Source organism: Streptomyces sp. WAC 04229, from assembly GCF_003947455.1.
GTDB lineage: Bacteria > Actinomycetota > Actinomycetes > Streptomycetales > Streptomycetaceae > Streptomyces.
In genome coordinates this window covers 27,696-44,451 of record NZ_QHJH01000048.1, presented here as the reverse complement: position 1 = coordinate 44,451, position 16,756 = coordinate 27,696, and the positions used below count along the sequence as shown (strand labels likewise).

General features: G+C 72.9%; 9 protein-coding genes. 3 read left to right on the top strand and 6 right to left on the bottom strand.

Going from position 1 to position 16,756, the window contains the following annotated elements; translation table 11 throughout:
• The 3 genes from DMH12_RS15925 to DMH12_RS15915 all read right to left on the bottom strand — a co-directional run.
• Nucleotides 1-2,937, bottom strand: a 2,937-nt coding sequence (locus tag DMH12_RS15925) for an ATP-dependent helicase (RefSeq protein WP_148107529.1), incomplete at its 3' end; no start/stop codon positions are given.
• Between the two features lie 142 nt (nucleotides 2,938-3,079).
• The gene (locus DMH12_RS15920) at nucleotides 3,080-6,583 is read right to left on the bottom strand and encodes an ATP-dependent DNA helicase (protein WP_125492232.1); all 3,504 of its coding nucleotides are present in this window, start codon (nucleotides 6,581-6,583) and stop codon (nucleotides 3,080-3,082) included.
• Between the two features lie 275 nt (nucleotides 6,584-6,858).
• A complete protein-coding gene (locus tag DMH12_RS15915; RefSeq protein ID WP_312023936.1) occupies nucleotides 6,859-7,245 on the bottom strand; it encodes an MGMT family protein in 387 nt (128 codons plus the stop codon).
• Between the two features lie 185 nt (nucleotides 7,246-7,430).
• Between DMH12_RS15915 and DMH12_RS15910 the strand changes: the two genes are divergently transcribed.
• The 3 genes from DMH12_RS15910 (at nucleotide 7,431) to DMH12_RS15900 (ending at nucleotide 13,568) form a co-directional block, all read left to right on the top strand.
• Nucleotides 7,431-10,235 (top strand): lysylphosphatidylglycerol synthase transmembrane domain-containing protein, encoded by a 2,805-nt coding sequence (locus tag DMH12_RS15910; RefSeq protein WP_125492230.1) that lies wholly within the window; start codon nucleotides 7,431-7,433, stop codon nucleotides 10,233-10,235.
• 101 nt (nucleotides 10,236-10,336) lie between these two features.
• A complete protein-coding gene (locus DMH12_RS15905) occupies nucleotides 10,337-11,887 on the top strand; it encodes an alpha/beta hydrolase (RefSeq protein ID WP_125492229.1) in 1,551 nt (516 codons plus the stop codon).
• 139 nt (nucleotides 11,888-12,026) lie between these two features.
• On the top strand, nucleotides 12,027-13,568 hold the full coding sequence (locus DMH12_RS15900; protein WP_125492228.1) for an alpha/beta hydrolase: 1,542 nt from the start codon (nucleotides 12,027-12,029) through the stop codon (nucleotides 13,566-13,568).
• An 83-nt stretch (nucleotides 13,569-13,651) separates the two neighbouring features.
• Here DMH12_RS15900 and moeZ read toward each other — a convergent pair whose 3' ends face one another.
• The 3 genes from moeZ to DMH12_RS15885 form a co-directional block, all read right to left on the bottom strand.
• Nucleotides 13,652-14,830: an adenylyltransferase/sulfurtransferase MoeZ gene (moeZ, locus tag DMH12_RS15895; RefSeq protein WP_064729712.1), complete on the bottom strand. Its 1,179-nt coding sequence runs from the start codon at nucleotides 14,828-14,830 to the stop codon at nucleotides 13,652-13,654.
• A gap of 63 nt (nucleotides 14,831-14,893) precedes the next feature.
• Nucleotides 14,894-15,643 carry a spherulation-specific family 4 protein gene (locus DMH12_RS15890; protein WP_125492227.1) on the bottom strand — a complete coding sequence of 250 codons (750 nt, stop codon included), beginning with the start codon at nucleotides 15,641-15,643 and terminating at the stop codon, nucleotides 14,894-14,896.
• Nucleotides 15,631-16,689 carry an NAD-dependent epimerase/dehydratase family protein gene (locus DMH12_RS15885; RefSeq protein ID WP_125492226.1) on the bottom strand — a complete coding sequence of 353 codons (1,059 nt, stop codon included), beginning with the start codon at nucleotides 16,687-16,689 and terminating at the stop codon, nucleotides 15,631-15,633. Before DMH12_RS15885 ends, DMH12_RS15890 begins: the two co-directional genes overlap by 13 nt.
• Nucleotides 16,690-16,756: the final 67 nt, after the last annotated feature.

Sequence of the window (16,756 nt, the reverse complement as noted above, 5' to 3'; positions counted from 1 at the left end):
GGCCAGCTCCTGTGCGAAGCCGTCCGGGTCGGCCGCGAGGTCCAGCAGCTGGGAGGCGGTCAGCGACGCGGGGAGGGGCACCTCGGTGACGCTCTCGCGGGCGCGCAGCAGTTCGCCGGTGAGGGCGTCGAGGTCGCGGTCCCAGGAGGCGACGGTGCGGGACTCCTCGGGGGTGAGGCGGGCGGGGGCGTCCTGCGCCGGGCCGTGCTCGCCGGATGCGGGTCGGGGCAGGTCGGCCCCGACGGGCTGTTCCGGAGCGGTCGCCTGGTGCGGGACGGTGGGGCGGTCCGTGGTCCAGGATTCCCAGTCGTCCGCCGGGTTCCCGGGCCCGGCGGGGTCCGCTTCCTCCAGGGGTGGCTCTTCGTCCTCGGGGGGCGGCGGCCAGTCGGGGTCCTCGTAGCTGTCCGGGTCGTGCGGGGCGGTGTCCTCCTGCGTGGCGAGGCGGTCCAGGTGGGCGAGGACGGTCTCGGCGGCGGCCCGGCGCCGGGCGAGGGCCTCGTCGTCCAGCGGCAGCGGCCAGACCTGGTCGGCGGCGGCCCGGTGCAGAGCCGGGTTCTCCTCGTCCTCGGCGGGTTCGTCCGCCCAGGCCTCGATCTCGCCGTGCCCGGCCGCGCAGTGCTCGTACAGGGCCGTGAGGAAGTCGGACGGCCCGCGGGGCTTCTTCTGGCTGGGTCCCCACCAGTGGCCGGAGCCGAGCAGCAGGGAGCGGGGACGGGTGAAGGTGACGTAGCCGAGGCGGAGTTCCTCGGTGTGCTGATGCTCCTTCATGGCCTCGTGGAAGGCCTTCAGGCCGCGGGAGTCCCAGGACTCGACGTCGGGCAGGGTGTCGGAGTCGCCGCGCAGCCCGTGCGGGAGCACCTTGCCCTGTGCGGTCCACTTCTCGCGGCCCCGGCCGCTGGGGAAGGTGCCCGTGACCAGTCCGGGTACGGCGACCACGTCCCACTCCAGGCCCTTGGACCGGTGTGCGGTGAGCACCTTGACGGTGTTCTCGCCGCCGGGCAGGGCGTTGTCCAGGCCCTTCTCGTACTGGGCGGCGGTGCGCAGGAAACCGAGGAAGGCGAGCAGGGTGGCCTCGCCGTCGCCCGCGGCGAAGGAGGCGGCGACGTCCAGGAAGTTCGACAGGGTCTCGCGGCGGCGGGCGGCCAAGGCGTGCGGGGACGCCGACAGCTCGACCTCCAGGCCGGTGACGGCGAGGACGCGGTGCAGCACGTCCATGAGGGGGTCGGACAGGGCCCGGCGCAGCTCCCGCAGCTCGGTGGCCAGCCGGGCGAACCGCACGCGCGCGTCCGGTGAGAAGGGCAGCCCGTCGTCGTCCCCGGTGCCGTCCAGCGGCGTCTCCAGGAAGGTGTCGAGCGCGTCGGCGAGCGATATCACCTCGGAGGGGTCTACTCCCTCGACGGCCTCGGCGAGCCTCCGGTCGGGGTCGTCGTCTCCGTCCACGCGCGCGTGGCTCACCAGACGCCGTGCGCGGCGGCCGAGGAGGGCGAGGTCGCGCGGGCCGACGCGCCAGCGGGGGCCGGTGAGCAGCCGTACCAGGGAGGCGTTGGCGCCCGGGTCCTGGAGCACCTCGCAGACGGCGACCAGGTCGGCCACCTCGGGCAGGTGCAGCAGCCCGGAGAGGCCCACGACCTCGACGGGGACGTCCCGGGCCACCAGCGCGCCCTGGATCTCGGCGAAATCGGTCGCGGTACGGCACAGGACGGCGATCTCCCCGGGGGCCTGCCCGGTGCGCACGAGGTGGGCGACGGAGTCGGCGATCCAGTCGATCTCCTCGGCGTGGGTGCGCAGCAGGGCGCAGCGGACGGTGCCGTCTCGTTCGGCGCCGGGTGCGGGGCGCAGGGCCTCCACGCCCGCGTGCATGGCGCGCAGGGGCTCGGCGAGGCCGTTGGCCAGGTCGAGCAGCCTGCCGCCGCTGCGGCGGTTCTCGCTGAGCGCCTGCCGGGTGGCGGGGCGGCCGTCCGCGTCCTCGAAGTGGGCGGGGAAGTCGTCGAGGTTGGCCACGGAGGCACCGCGCCAGCCGTAGATCGCCTGGCAGGGGTCGCCGACGGCGGTCACCGGGTGGCCCGTGCCGCCGCCGAACAGGCCCGCCAGGAGGACGCGCTGGGCCACCGAGGTGTCCTGGTACTCGTCGAGCAGCACGACCCGGAACTCGTCGCGCAGGACGCGGCCCACCTCCGGGAGCCCGGCGAGCCGCGCGGAGAGGGCGATCTGGTCGCCGAAGTCCAACAGGTCCCGTTCGCGTTTGGCGGCGCGGTAGCGGATCACCAGGCCGGCCAGTTCGCGCCGGGCGGCCGCGGCCTCGGGGACCTTGCGCAGCTCGGCGTTGCTGAGCCGGACCCCTTCGAGGGAGTCCAGGAGTCCGGCGTCCCAGGTGAGCAGTTCCTCGGGGCTTACGAGGTGCTCGGCGAGTTCGGAGTCGAGGTCGAGGAGGTCGCCGACCAGGTCGGGAAAGGAACGGGTGAGGGCCGGGTAGGGGCCGGGGGCCTCACGCAGCACCCGCGCGGCGAGCTGGTAGCGGGTGGCGTCGGCCAGCAGCCGTGAGGTCGGCTCCAGTCCGAGCCGCAGGCCGTGGTCGGTCAGGAGGCGGCCCGCGAAGGCGTGGTACGTCGAGATCACGGGTTCGCCCGGCGGGTGGTCCGGGTCGATCACGTCCGGGTCGGTGACGCCCGCGCGGATCAGGGCCTTGCGGACCCGCTCGGCGAGTTCACCGGCCGCCTTGTTGGTGAAGGTGAGGCCGAGGACCTGCTCCGGGGCGACCTGGCCGGTGCCGACCAGCCACACCACGCGCGCCGCCATGACCGTGGTCTTTCCCGACCCGGCTCCGGCCACGATCACCTGCGGGGCGGGCGGCGCGACGATGCAGGCCGTCTGCTCCGGGGTGAAGGGGATCCCGAGGAGCTCCTTGAGCTGATCGGGATCGGTGAGATGGGCAGGCACGTCAGAGAGGCTAGCGGCGGCCACTGACAGCCGGTGCCGGACGGGCCCACGAGCCGGCGGAAGCGCTGGTCAGCACCTGTGGTGCGGCTCGTCACACCGGTCGCGACGCGGCCCAGCACGCCGCCGGTCGCACCTGCCCCGTCTACTCCACGACGTGCCGTCCCTCGGGCCGCGCGCTGCACGACGCGCGGAAGGCGCAGTGCGTGCAGTGCTGGCCGGCGGTCGGGGTGAAGCGTTCGTCGAGGACCTTGCCGGCGGCCGTGGCCAGCAGGTCGCCGACCCACTCGCCCGCCGCTCCCTCCGGCGACTCCTGCGCCTGCACCTTGGGCAGGGTCTCGCCGCCGTCCCGCCCGGCCGCGCCCTGACGGAGCTGGACGAGTTCGGCTCCGCCCGGTTCAGGACGTACGCCGTCGAAGGCCTCGTCGACGGCGCCCTCGCGGACCGCGAGCTGGTAGACGGCGAGCTGCGGGTGGTGGGCCACCTCGGCCGCGGTGGGCGCCTGCTTGCCGGTCTTGAAGTCGACGACGTAGGCGCGGCCGTCGCCGTCCCTCTCGACGCGGTCCATCTGGCCGCGGATGCGCACCTCGTACTCGCCCGCCTTCAGGGTCACGTCGAAGTCGTGCTCGCTGGCCACCGGCGTGCGACCGGCGCGGTCCATGACGTGCCACTTCAGGAAGCGTTCGAGCGCCACGCGCGCGTTGGCCTTCTCCTGCGCGGATTTCCACGGCGCGTCGAAGGCGAGCGCGTTCCACACGGAGTCGAGGCGTTCCATCAGGACGGCGAGGTCGGCCGGGGTGCGCCCGGAGGCCACCTCGTCGGCCAGGACGTGCACGACGTTGCCGAAGCCCTGGGCGGCGGTGGCGGGCGCGTCCGCCTTGACCTCGCGGCCCAGGAACCACTGCAGGGCGCACGTGTTCGCCAACTGGTCCAGGGCGCTGCCGGAGAGCGTGACGGGATGGTCGCGGTCGCGCAGCGGCACCTTGCTCTCGGTCGGGTCCCACATGCCCCACCAGCGGTACGGGTGGGCGGACGGCACCAGCGGGCGGCCGTCCCCGTCGGCGAGGGCGGCCAGCCGGGCCAGGCGGCGGGCGGCGGCCTCCCTGAGGGGTTCGGAGACGCGGGGGTCGACGGTGGTGGCCCTCAGCTCGGCGACGAGCGCCGCGACGGCGAGGGGGCGGCGCGGGCGGCCCGTGACGTCGGTGGGTTCGACGCCGAGTTCGGTCAGGAACCGGGAGGGCTGGTCGCCGTCGTCGGCCGGTGCCTTCACCGCGGTCACGACGAGGCGTTCGCGCGCGCGCGTGGCGGCCACGTAGAACAGGCGCCGTTCCTCCGCGAGCAACGCGCCGGGTGACAGCGGTTCGGCGAGACCGTCGCGGCCGATCCGGTCGGCCTCCAGCAGGGAGCCGCGGCGCCGCAGGTCCGGCCAGAGTCCCTCCTGGACGCTTACGACGACGACCAGCCGCCACTCCAGCCCCTTCGAGCGGTGCGCGGTCATCAGGCGGACGGCGTCGGGGCGTACGGCACGCCGCGTGAGGGTGTCGGCGGCGATGTCCTCGGCGTCGATCTCCTCCAGGAAGTTCAGGGCGCCCCGGCCACCGGTGCGCTCCTCCGCGCGGGCGGCCGTCGCGAACAGCGCGCACACGGCGTCGAGATCACGGTCGGCGTTGCGTCCGGCGGCGCCGCCACGCCGGGCGGAGCGTTCCAGACGGGTCGGCCACGGGGTGCCGTCCCAGAGGTCCCACAGAGCCTCCTCGGCGCTGCCGCCGTCCGCCAGGCGCGCGCGGGCCTGGCGGAGCAACGCGCCGAGACGCTGCGCCCCGCGCGCGTAGGCGGGGTCGTGGACCGCCAGCCGCTCGGGCTCGGCCAGCGCACGCGCGAGCAGTTCGTCCGAGGGCGCGGGCAGCGCGTTGCCGGCGGCCCGCTCCTCGTCGCGCAGGGCGCGGCCCAGGCGGCGCAGGTCGGCCGCGTCCATGGCGGCGAGGGGGGAGGTGAGAAGGGTGAGGGCGGTCTCGGTGGGGAGCCAGCAGGGGGCCGCAGCTTCGGTGTCCGGTCCTGTCTCCCTCGCCGGGTCCGGCTCTGCTGCCGGGGCCGCCGCGGCCTCCGTGTCCACCGCGGTCTCCGTGTCCACCGCGGTCTCCGTGTCCACCGCGATGCCGGTCCCGGTCCCGGGCCCGCCCGTACGCGCGTCACGGGCGCCGTCCGCCAGGGCACCGGCACCGGCCGCGTGCCGGGGCTCCCCCGCACCCATGCCCGCCTCCGCCTCCGCCACCGCCCGCAGGGCCGTCAGCAGGGGTGCCACCGCGGGCTCGTGGCGCAGGGGAAGGTCGTCGCCGTCGATATCCAGCGGAACGCCGGCCGCGGTGAGGGCCCGCCGCATCGTGGGGATGGTGCGTGAGCCGGCGCGCACCAGGACGGCCATGTCGCCCCAGGGGACGCCGTCCTCCAGGTGGGCCCGGCGCAGGATGTCGGCGACGTTGTCCAGTTCGGTGCCGGAGGTCGGGTACGTGTACACCTCGACCCGCCCCCCGTCCCGCACCGGGGCCAGTTCGCGGTGGGCCCGGACCTTGGCGGCGGGCAGGCGGGTCAGCGGCATCCGCTGGGTCAGCAGGCGGGTACCGGCCAGCAGGGCCGCCCCGGAGCGCCGCGAGGTCCGCAGGACCTCGACCGGCGCCGGACGGCCGTCCGCGCGCGGGAAGGTGCCCGGGAAGTCCAGGATCCCGTTCACGTCCGCGCCCCGGAAGGCGTAGATCGACTGGTCGGGGTCGCCGAAGGCGACGAGGGTGCGCCCGCCGCCGGCCAGGGCGTGCAGCAGCCGTACCTGGGCCGGGTCGGTGTCCTGGTACTCGTCGACGTAGACCGCGTCGTACTGACCCGCGAGGTGTGCGGCGACCTCGGGGCGGCGGGCGAGGAGCACCGCGCGGTGGACGAGTTCCGCGTAGTCGAGCACGCCGTGGAGGTCGAGCACGTCGAGGTACTCGGCGAGGAAGACGGCGGCGGCCCGCCAGTCGGGGCGGCCGATGCGCCGCGCGAAGTCTCCCAGCGCCTCCGGGCCGAGACCGAGTTCGCGGCTGCGGGCGAGCACCGCGCGGACCTCGTCTGCGAAGCCGCGGGTGGTCAGGCAGGCGCGCAGTTCGTCAGGCCAGCGCACGTGAGCCAGTCCGAGCCGCTCCAGGTCGACCTGCCCGGCGAGCAGCTCGCGCACCGTGACGTCCTGCTCCGGTCCGGACAGCAGGCGCAGGGGCTCCACGAACAGGTCGCTGTCCTGGTGGGCGCGGACCAGGGCGTAACCGAAGGAGTGAAAGGTGGTCGCCCGTGGGGCGCGGGCGGCGCCCATGCGCAGGGCCATGCGGTCGCGCAGTTCGACGGCGGCCTTGCGGCTGAAGGTCAGCACCAGCATGCGCTCGGGGTCGCCGCCCTTGGCGATCCGGTCCGCCACGGACTCGACGAGCGTGGTGGTCTTGCCGGTGCCCGGACCCGCGAGGACGAGCAGCGGCCCGGCGGCGTGGTCAACCACGGCACGCTGTGCGGCGTCCAGACGAGGGGGGTCGCTTCGCGCCGGAGGGGTACGCACCAGTCGGTAAGCGCCGCGGCTCCCCCGTCGCACCTGGGGGTGCGACGGGTGTCCGGTGGAGGAAGAGGAGCTCACGTGGTTCGCCGGTCCTGGTGGGTGTGCTGGTGGGCCGTCCGCGTCGCGCGCACGGCGGTGACCGCGGGATGAGGGGGACGCGTGCGGCCGACGCTACGCCGACGGACGAGGTGGAAGCAGAGCTTCCTCTTCTTCCCTCTCTTCCCTCGGGTCACTCGCGGCGCGCGTGTCCCCCGCCCCACGAACGTACGTCATGCCACAGACATGCCCGGTGTGCCCCGTTTCGCTCATCCGGATCACAGGTCACACGCCGACCGGTCTCATGGCGGAAGCTGTCAGGTGTGACCCTGCGCACGTCCGCCGCCGTCCCACCGCGCCCGCTTCAGGTCGAGGCGCGGCAGATGGCCCTCCGCGGCCCTGCTCGCCTCCTTCAGGGGCGTGCCCTCGTCCCGGTAGCGGTCGAGGGCCTCCAGTTCGTGCCCGGCGAGCAGCGCCCCGTCCGCGCGGACGACACGCCACCAGGGGACACCTCCCCCGTAGAGGGACATCACGCGGCCGACTTGACGGGGTCCCCCCTCCTCGAGGTACTCGGCGACGTCCCCGTACGTCATGACGCGGCCCGGCGGGATCAGTTCGGTCACGTCGAGGACCCGCTCGGCGTACTCGGGCAGCGCGTCCGCGTGCTCCGCGCGGGCGCCGTCCGGAAGGCTGTGCTCGCTCATCCGCCCCATCCTGCCGCACCCCTGCGACAACGCGACGCGCTCCCGAGGGTGCGATTCCCTCGCCCGGACGCGGCGCTTCGGGCAGACTGTGCCGCCCGCACGGGCACCCTGATGCCTGCCGAGGCCGACGCGGCATGCCACCATCGTGCGGGCGGTGACCAGTGATACGAGAGCAAGAAGAGGCGATGAAGCAGCAGGGTGTGCACCCCGAGGACGCCGAGGGCACCTCTGACGCTTCGTCGCGCCCGGACACCGCGGACGACAGCGGCGGGAAGTCCGCCCGGCGTACGACGGCGGGCAGGTCGGCCACGGCCGCCGATCCCGACGACGTGGCGCACATCGACGAAGTGGAGGGCGACGAACCGCTCCTCCCCGCGCGCGTGCACCGCCCCTCCGACCTCATGCGGCTGCTGGTGGGCGTACTGGCCGTCGCCGTCCTCCTCGCCGTCGCCGCCTTCGCGCACGGCACCACCTCCGGCCTCGAACAGGACATCAACAAGGGGACCGGGCAGGCTCCCGACCTGCTCATCAAGATCGCGGGGTTGGCGTCCAGCATCGCCATCCTCCTGGTGCCGGTCGCCTTCGCGATCGAACGGCTGATCAAACGGGACGGGCTGCGGATCGCCGACGGCGTACTGGCGGCGGTCCTCGCACACGGCGTGACCCTGGCCACGGACCTGTGGGTCGCCAAGGCCGCCCCGGGGTCCATCCAGGAGGCGCTCACCCAGCCGTCCCCGGGCGACATCCACGCGCTGACCGACCCCGTGCACGGTTATCTGGCCCCGGTCATCGCGTACATGACCGCGGTCGGCATGTCCCGCAGACCCCGCTGGCGCGCGGTGCTGTGGATCGTGCTCCTCCTCGACGCGTTCTCGATGCTCGTCACCGGCTACACCACGCCGTTCTCGATCATCCTGACCGTCCTCATCGGCTGGACCGTGGCCTACGGCACGCTGTACGCGGTCGGCTCCCCCAACGTCCGGCCCACCGGCCGGACGCTGATGGCGGGCCTGCGGCACGTCGGCTTCCGCCCGGTGACCGCCGCCCGCGAGGAGGCACCGGCGGACAGCGCGGAGACCGGCGACCGCGGCCGCCGCTACTTCGTCACGCTGGAGGACGGGCATCCACTCGACGTGACGGTGGTGGACCGGGAGCAGCAGGCGCAGGGCTTCTTCTACCGCGCCTGGCGCAATCTGACGCTGCGCGGCTTCGCCACCCGCAGCAGTCTCCCCTCCCTGCGGCAGGCCCTGGAGCAGGAGGCGCTGCTCGCCTACGCGGCGATCGGCGCCGGCGCCAACGCCCCCAAGCTGATCGCGACGTCCGAGCTGGGTCCCGACGCGGTCATGCTCGTCTACGAGCACACCGGAGGACGCACCCTCGACTCCCTGCCGGACGAGGAGATCACCGACGAGCTGCTGCGCGGCACCTGGGAACAGGTCCAGGCGTTGCAGTCGCGGCGCATCGCGCACCGCAGGCTGGTGGGCGACGCGATCCTGGTGGATCGTTCCGGCACGGTGATCCTCACCGACCTGCGGATCGGCGAGATCGCCGCCGGAGACCTTCTGCTGCGCATGGACATCTCGCAGCTCCTGGTGACGCTCGGCCTGCGGGTGGGCGCCGAACGCGCGGTCGCCTCGGCGGTGGGCGTGCTCGGTCCCGACGCCGTGGCGGACTGCCTGCCGATGCTCCAGCCCATCGCGCTCAGCCGCTCCACACGCGCGACGCTGCGCAGACTCGCGCGGGAACGCGCCGAGCGCGAGCGCGAGGCGGTCCTGGAGTCGTCCCGGCAGGCCAAGCTGGCCCGTGCCGAGGCGGCCGCCGGGGAAGACACGGGCGACACACCCGAGAAGAGCGTCCAGCTCACCAAGACGGAAGAGACCGGCAAGACCGAGAAGACGGACAAGTCGGATAAGAAGGCCGCGCGTGCGGAACAGCGGGCCGAGAAGCGGGCCGTGGAAGAGGCGCTGGAGGAGGCTCGCGAGGAGGACCTGCTCACCCTGATCCGGCACGCCGTGCTGCGCATCAGGCCGCAGGCTCCGGTCGAGCCCGCCCGGCTGGAACGGGTGCGTCCGCGCACGCTGATCAGCTTCATCGCCGGGGCGATCGGCGCCTACTTCCTGCTGACGCAGCTCACCCACATCGAGTTCGGCCCGCTGATCTCGAACGCCCAGTGGGGCTGGGTGGCCGCGGCGGTGCTGTTCTCGGCGGCGAGTTACATCGCGGCGGCGATGGCCCTGCTGGGCTTCGTGCCCGAGCGAGTGCCGTTCCTGCGGACCGTGGCCGCGCAGGTCGCCGGCTCCTTCGTGAAGATCGTCGCCCCGGCGGCGGTCGGCGGCGTGGCACTGAACACCCGCTTCCTCCAGCGCGCGGGCGTGCGCCCGGGGCTCGCGGTGGCGAGTGTCGGGGCCTCCCAGTTGTTCGGGCTCGGCTGCCACATCCTGATGCTGATGGCCTTCGGCTATCTGACCGGCACGGAGAAGACTCCGTCGCTGTCCCCTTCCCGGACGGTCATCGCGGGTCTGCTGACCGTGGCGGTGCTGGTGCTCGTGGTGACCTCGGTGCCGTTCCTGCGCAAATTCGTCGTCACGCGCGTGCGGTCGCTCTTCGCCGGGGTGGTACCGCGCATGCTGGACGTGCTGCAGCGGCCGCAGAAGCTGATCACCGGCATCGGCGGCATGCTGCTGCTCACCGCCTGCTTCGTGATGTGCCTGGACGCCTCGATCCGGGCCTTCGGCGACGATTCGACGTCGATCAGCCTGGCGAGTGTCGCGGTCGTCTTCCTCGCGGGCAACGCCCTGGGGTCCGCCGCGCCTACGCCTGGCGGTGTGGGCGCGGTCGAGGCGACGCTGACGGTCGGCCTGATCGCCGTCGGCCTCCCGAAGGAGGTAGCCGCCCCCGCGGTGCTGCTCTACCGGCTGCTGACCCTGTGGCTGCCGGTGCTGCCGGGCTGGCTGATGTTCAACCACCTGACGCGGAAAGAGGCGCTCTGACCGAGGCGTCGAAGCGCGCCGCAAACCGCGCGGCAACCCGCTCGTCCCTCGTACGGCCCCTGCCCCGAGCGCACCGCCCGGCGCGACCGCACGATGGACGCATGCCGAATCCCGCCCGGCTGCGCGCCGCCGCCCTGACCGCCACCGCCGTCACGCTGTCCGCCCTGATGGCAGGGTGCGGTGGCGGTTCGCAAGAGGACGACGAGAGCCTCTCGCAGCAGAAGCTCAGCTGGAAGGAGTGCCCGGCGCCGTCCGAGGCCGAGGGCGGTGGCGCCGCCCCCTCCCCGCTGCCGGACGGCGACGCGTGGCAGTGCGCCACCATGAAGGCGCCCCTCGACTACGACGACCCCGAGGGCGACACGATCGACCTCGCGCTGATCCGGGCCGAGTCGAGCGGGGCGGCCGACCGGCGGATCGGCTCGCTGATCTTCAACTTCGGCGGCCCCGGCGGATCGGGCGTGACCACACTGCCCGCCTTCGGGCAGGACTACGCGAAGCTGCGCACGCGCTACGACCTGGTCAGCTTCGACCCGCGCGGCGTCGGCCGCAGTGCCCCGGTGGAATGCCTGGACGACAAGCAGCTCGACACCTACTTCCAGCAGGACGCCACCCCCGACGACGCCGCCGAGCGCACCGAGCTGGTGGACAACACGGAGAAGTTCAACGCGGCCTGCGAGAAGAACTCGAAGAAGGTCCTCCCGCACGTCCCCACCACCGACGCGGCCCGCGACATGGACCTGATGCGCCAGGTCCTCGGCGACGACAAGCTGTACTACTTCGGCATCTCCTACGGCACCGAACTCGGCGGCGTCTACGCCCACCTGTTCCCGAAGCGGGTGGGCCGGGCCGTCTTCGACGCGGTCGTCGACCCCACGCAGACCCCGGAACAAGGCTCGCTCGGACAGGCCGAGGGATTCCAGCTCGCGCTCGACAACTTCGCCGAGGACTGCGTGTCCAAGGTCGAGGACTGCCCGATCGGGGACACCGCCGACGACGTCAAGTCCCGCATCGCACGGCTGCTGAAGGACCTGGACCGCAAACCGATCCCCGGCATCTTCCCCCGCGAACTGACCGAGACCGCGGCGACCGGCGGCATCGCGCAGGCGCTGTACTCGAAGGACTTCTGGGAGTACCTCACCGAGGGCCTGGAGCAGGCCTACGACGGTGACGGCCGGGTCCTCATGGTGCTGTCGGACTCGTTGAACGGGCGCAACGAGAACGGCCAGTACAGCAACATCACCGCCGCCAACGTCGCGATCAACTGCGCCGACGACAAGCCCCGGTACGACTCCGCCTACGTGGAGAGCAAGCTGCCCGAATTCCGGAAGGCGTCACCGCTGTTCGGCGACTTCCTGGCCTGGTCCATGCTGAGCTGCACCGACTGGGCGGTGGCCGGCGCCGCCGACCACCCGGACGTCAGCGCTCCGGGTGCGCCGCCGATCCTGGTGATCGGCAACACCGGTGACCCGGCGACGCCGTACGAGGGAGCCGGGAGGATGGCCGAGGCGCTGGGCAGGGGCATCGGTGTGGAGCTGACCTACAAGGGCCAGGGGCACGGCGCCTACGACAACAAGGACAAGTGCGTGCGGAACGCGGTGGACGGCTATCTGCTGGACGGGAAGGTACCCGCGGCCGGCACCGTCTGCCCCTGACCGCTACATCCCCCAGGACCGGGAAAACACCAGGTCAAAGCGTTATCCACAGGCTTCGGCACACGCTGCGTGAGCCGCCTACCATGGCATGACCGCCATCCGCCGCACGGCGCGGACGGCTTGCGTGGGGGGAGAGGACATGGCGCGTCTCGTACGGTGGACGGCTCTGACGGCCGCCGCCGCACTGCTGACGGCGGGCTGCAGCGGCGGCTCGTCCGACGAGGACGGGGACGAGGGGGGCAGGAGCAGCGCGGGGCCCTCGGCGGCGGCGCCGTCCGGGGTGCCCGAGGCGCTGGCGTCCCAGTCGCTGGACTGGGGCCGCTGCGAGGGCACCGCCGACTCCCCCGCACCGGGCGGCGACTGGCGGTGCGCCACACTCAAGGCGCCGCTGGACTGGTCCGACCCGGACGGCGAGACCATCGACCTCGCGCTGATCCGGGCCGAGGCCAAGGGCGAACAGCGCGTCGGCTCCCTGTTGTTCAACTTCGGCGGCCCGGGCGGATCCGGCGTCTCCATGATGCCGTCCTACGGCGAGAGCGTCTCCTCGCTGCACGAGCGGTACGACCTGGTGAGCTGGGACCCACGCGGGGTGGCCGCCAGCGAGGGTGTCCGCTGCCGCGGCGACGAGGCGATCGATGCGGCCGAGACGGTGGACTCCACGCCGGACACCGCGACCGAGGAACAGGCGTATCTGAAGGACGCGGCCGACTTCGGCAAGGGCTGCCAGAAGGCCGCCGGCAAGCTGATGGCGCACGTCTCGACCACGGACACGGCCCGCGACATGGACCTGATGCGCCATGTCCTGGGCGACGAGAAGATGCACTACTTCGGCATCTCGTACGGCACCGAACTGGGCGGGGTGTACGCCCACCTGTTCCCGAAGCGGGTGGGCCGCATGATCCTCGACGCCGTCGTGGACCCGGGCGCCGACACGATGGGCCACGCCGAGAACCAGGCCAGGGGCTTCCAGCGGGCGCTCGACGACTACCTGAAGTCGACCGGGCAGGAACCCCGGCAGGGGTCGCGGAAGATCACCGCCCTGCTGGAGCGGCTGGACGCGGAGCCCCTGCCGACGTCGTCGCCGGGACGGAAGCTGACGCAGACGCTGGCGCTCACCGGCATCGTGCTGCCGCTCTACAGCAAGACCAGTTGGCCGACGCTGACCAGCGCGCTTGCGGCGGCCGAGGACGGCGACGGATCGGAGCTGCTCGCCCTCGCCGACGGCTACAACGAACGGGACGACTCGGGCCGCTACGGCACGACGACCCACTCCCAACGGGTCATATCGTGCCTGGACGACAAGCAGCGGCCGACCGTGGAGGAGACGAAGGCGCTGCTGCCGAGGTTCGAGGAGGTCTCGCCGGTCTTCGGAGCCTTCCTGGGCTGGGACACGGCCGGCTGGTGTCACGACTGGCCCGTTCCCGGACAGCACGAGACCCCGGAGGTGAGCGCGGCCGGCGCGGCCCCGATCCTGGTGGTCGGCAACACCGGCGACCCGGCCACGCCCTACGAGGGTGCCCGCAGGATGGCGGACGAGCTGGGCGAGGGCGTCGGCGTGATGCTCACCTGGAAGGGCGAGGGGCACGGGGCGTACGGGAGCGGGAGCGACTGTGTCGACTCCGCGGTGGACGCCTACCTGCTGAAGGGGACGGTGCCCGAGGACGGCAAGGTCTGCTCATGAGGACGGCGGGGGCTTCGGGCACCCTTGGTGCGCGAAACCCCCGCCGGCCGCGGGACGAGCCTCGGTCGGTGGACCGGCTTGGGTCAGTAGACCGGCTTCGCCGGCTCGATCTGGTTGACCCAGCCGATCACGCCGCCGCCGACGTGCACGGCGTCCGAGAAGCCGGCGGACTTCAGGACCGCCAGGACTTCCGCACTGCGGACACCCGTCTTGCAATTCAAGACGATCTTCTTGTCCTGCGGCAGGCTCTCCAGGGCGGAGCCCATGAGGAACTCGTTCTTCGGGATCAGCCTGGCGCCCGGGATGGAGACGATCTCGAACTCGTTCGGCTCGCGGACGTCGATCAGCTCGATGTTCTCGCCGTCGTCCATCCACTCCTTGAGCTGCTTGGGAGTGATCGTGGAGTCGGCGGCCGCCGCCTGGGCCTCCTCGGACACGACGCCGCAGAAGGCCTCGTAGTCGATGAGTTCGGTGACGGTCGGGTTCTCACCGCAGACCGCGCAGTCGGGGTCCTTGCGGACCTTGACCTGGCGGTACTGCATCTCCAGGGCGTCGTAGATCATCAGGCGGCCGACCAGCGGCTCGCCGATGCCCGCGAGGAGCTTGATGGCCTCGTTGGTCTGGATGGAGCCGATGGACGCGCACAGCACGCCCAGGACGCCGCCCTCGGCGCAGGAGGGGACCATGCCGGGGGGCGGGGGCTCCGGGTAGAGGCAGCGGTAGCACGGACCGTGCTCGGACCAGAAGACGGACGCCTGGCCGTCGAAGCGGTAGATCGAGCCCCAGACATAGGGCTTGTTCAGCAGCACACAGGCGTCGTTGACCAGGTAGCGGGTCGCGAAGTTGTCCGTACCGTCGACGATCAGGTCGTACTCGCGGAAGATGTCCATCACGTTGTCGGCCTCGAGCCGCTCCTCGTGAAGGACCACGTCCACGTACGGGTTGATGCCCTTGATGGTGTCGCGGGCGGACTCGGCCTTCGAGCGGCCGATGTCGGCCTGGCTGTGGATGACCTGCCGCTGCAGGTTGGACTCGTCGACCTCGTCGAACTCGACGATGCCGAGCGTGCCGACACCGGCTGCCGCCAGGTACATCAGGGTCGGCGAACCGAGGCCGCCCGCGCCCACGGCGAGCACCTTGGCGTTCTTCAGCCGCTTCTGCCCGTCCATCCCCACGTCGGGGATGATCAGGTGGCGGGAGTACCTGCGGACCTCGTCTACGGTGAGCTCGGCGGCCGGCTCGACCAGGGGTGGCAGCGACACGGGGACTCCGTTGGTCGGTCAGTGATTACGGTTGCTCTGCCAGTAACACTGCCATGGCCTTTTTCATTCCGAGACACCCGTCCCGACCCGCGAGACGATTTCGTCCCAGTAGCCGGGCATCGTCTCCCAGGGGTCCACCCGGCCGCCCAGGTCCGTGCGATCGGTGAAGTAGATCGTCGCGGCACCCTGCCAGCGGGCGATGCGCAGCGCCTCCTCCAGGTGCCCGCGCGGCACGCCGTGGACGAAGTGGCAGAAGCGCTCGGGCGGATAGTCGGCGCTCCACTCTGCCGCCTGCGACCAGCGGTAGTCGGCCCAGGTGCCGGAGAAGGTGACGAGTTGGTCGGCGTTCTCGGCGTAGCCGGGGTAGGGGTGGGTGCCGTGGCCGAGGACGATGTGAGCGTCGTCACGGATCACGCGGAGTGTGCCGACGGTGCGGCGGATCTCGGGGAGGGCGGCCCGTTCGGACGGGCAGCGGTCCAGCAGGAAGCCGTCGACCTGGTACCAGTCGAGATACCGGTGGGCCTCGGAGATCTGATCGCCGAGGCTTCGCGCCCCGTACGCGGCGTCGACGTGGCCGAGGACGCGCACGCCCGCGTTGCGCAGGCGCCCGGCGGCCTCCAGGCAGCGCGGGTCGGGGTGGGCGCCGGGGCCGTCGGCGATGTTGAGGACGACCCAGTGCAGGGGTGTGCCGGGGCACGTGAGGCCGGCCCACTCGTCGGGGGCGACGAGGGGGTGGGCCAGCCCGGGGACGCCGAGGCCGGTCCGTATGCCGGTGCTCGCGGTGCCCGTCCTCGTACGGGTCAGATACGACATGCCGCCTCCATCCAGATGTCCGCGAGGGACTCTTCGAGACCGATCCGGGGCCGCCAGCCGAGCCGGTCGCGCGCGGTGCGCACATCGGCCTGCTGCCAGCTGCCGCAGCCGTCCGGGTAGGGGTAGGCGACCGGCGCGGCGTGCTCGGTGTCGGCGCGGTCGCCGCGGTGCCCGAGCGCTTCCGAACGGTGGTGGCCGAGGGTGTCGGCGCGGTGGTGGCCCAGGGCGTCGACGCGGTGCCCGGCGGATTCTGTGCGGGGATGGCCGATGGTGGGCCGCAGCGCGCCGGGGGGTCCGTCGAGTTCGTGCAGGGCACCGCCGTAGCCGGCCACCCGGGCGAGGGTGGCCGCGGCGTCGCGCAGGCGGACGGCGCGGCCGGAGCCGATGTTGATGACGCCCTGGGCGGCGGAGAGCGAGGCGGCGTGCACGGCGCGGGCGACGTCGCGGACGTCGATGAAGTCGCGCTGGGCACCGAGGCCGCCGAGCCGCAGCTCACCGTCGCCGGACTGCATAGCGCGGCGCATGGCCTCGGCGAGGCGGCCCAGCGGGGAGCCGGCGGGGGTGCCGGGTCCCGCGGGTGAGAAGACGCGGAGGACGACGGCGTCCAGGCCGGAGCCGAGGACCAGCTCGGTCGCGGCGAGTTTGCTCACCCCGTAGGGGCCGCCGGGGCGGGGCACGGCGTCCTCGGCGGTGGAGGAGCCGGGCTGGCTGGGCCCGTACTCCGCGCTGCAGCCGACCTGCACCAGCCGGGCGCCGCACCCGCTGCGGCGCAGGGCCTCGCAGACGGTGGCGACTGCGACGGTGTTGTGCCGGGTGAGTTCGCGGGCGCCGCCCCGGGTGGCGCCCGCGCAGTTGACGACGACACCGGGGTGGACCGCGTCCAGGAAGCGGGTGAGGGCGCCGGGGCTGCCGGTGGCGAGGTCGAAGCGGACGTCGGCGTCGTCGCCGCGGCCGAGAGCGGTGAGCTGGACGGCCGGGTCGGCGAGGAGGCGGTCGGCGACGAAGCGTCCGATGTAGCCGTTGGCTCCGATCAGCAGGACTCTCATCGGACGGCTCCCGGTGCCGAGGCGTCGGGTCGGGAGGTGGTCATCTGGGGGCTCCTTCAGGGGGTGT

Coding starts and splice junctions, on each gene's coding strand:
- DMH12_RS15910 (WP_125492230.1), top strand. CDS start 7,431: ATGAAGCAGCAGGGTGTGCACCCCGAGGACGCCGAGGGCACCTCTGAC.
- DMH12_RS15905 (WP_125492229.1), top strand. CDS start 10,337: ATGCCGAATCCCGCCCGGCTGCGCGCCGCCGCCCTGACCGCCACCGCC.
- DMH12_RS15915 (WP_312023936.1), bottom strand. CDS start 7,245: ATGAGCGAGCACAGCCTTCCGGACGGCGCCCGCGCGGAGCACGCGGAC.
- DMH12_RS15885 (WP_125492226.1), bottom strand. CDS start 16,689: ATGAGAGTCCTGCTGATCGGAGCCAACGGCTACATCGGACGCTTCGTC.
- DMH12_RS15890 (WP_125492227.1), bottom strand. CDS start 15,643: ATGTCGTATCTGACCCGTACGAGGACGGGCACCGCGAGCACCGGCATA.
- DMH12_RS15900 (WP_125492228.1), top strand. CDS start 12,027: ATGGCGCGTCTCGTACGGTGGACGGCTCTGACGGCCGCCGCCGCACTG.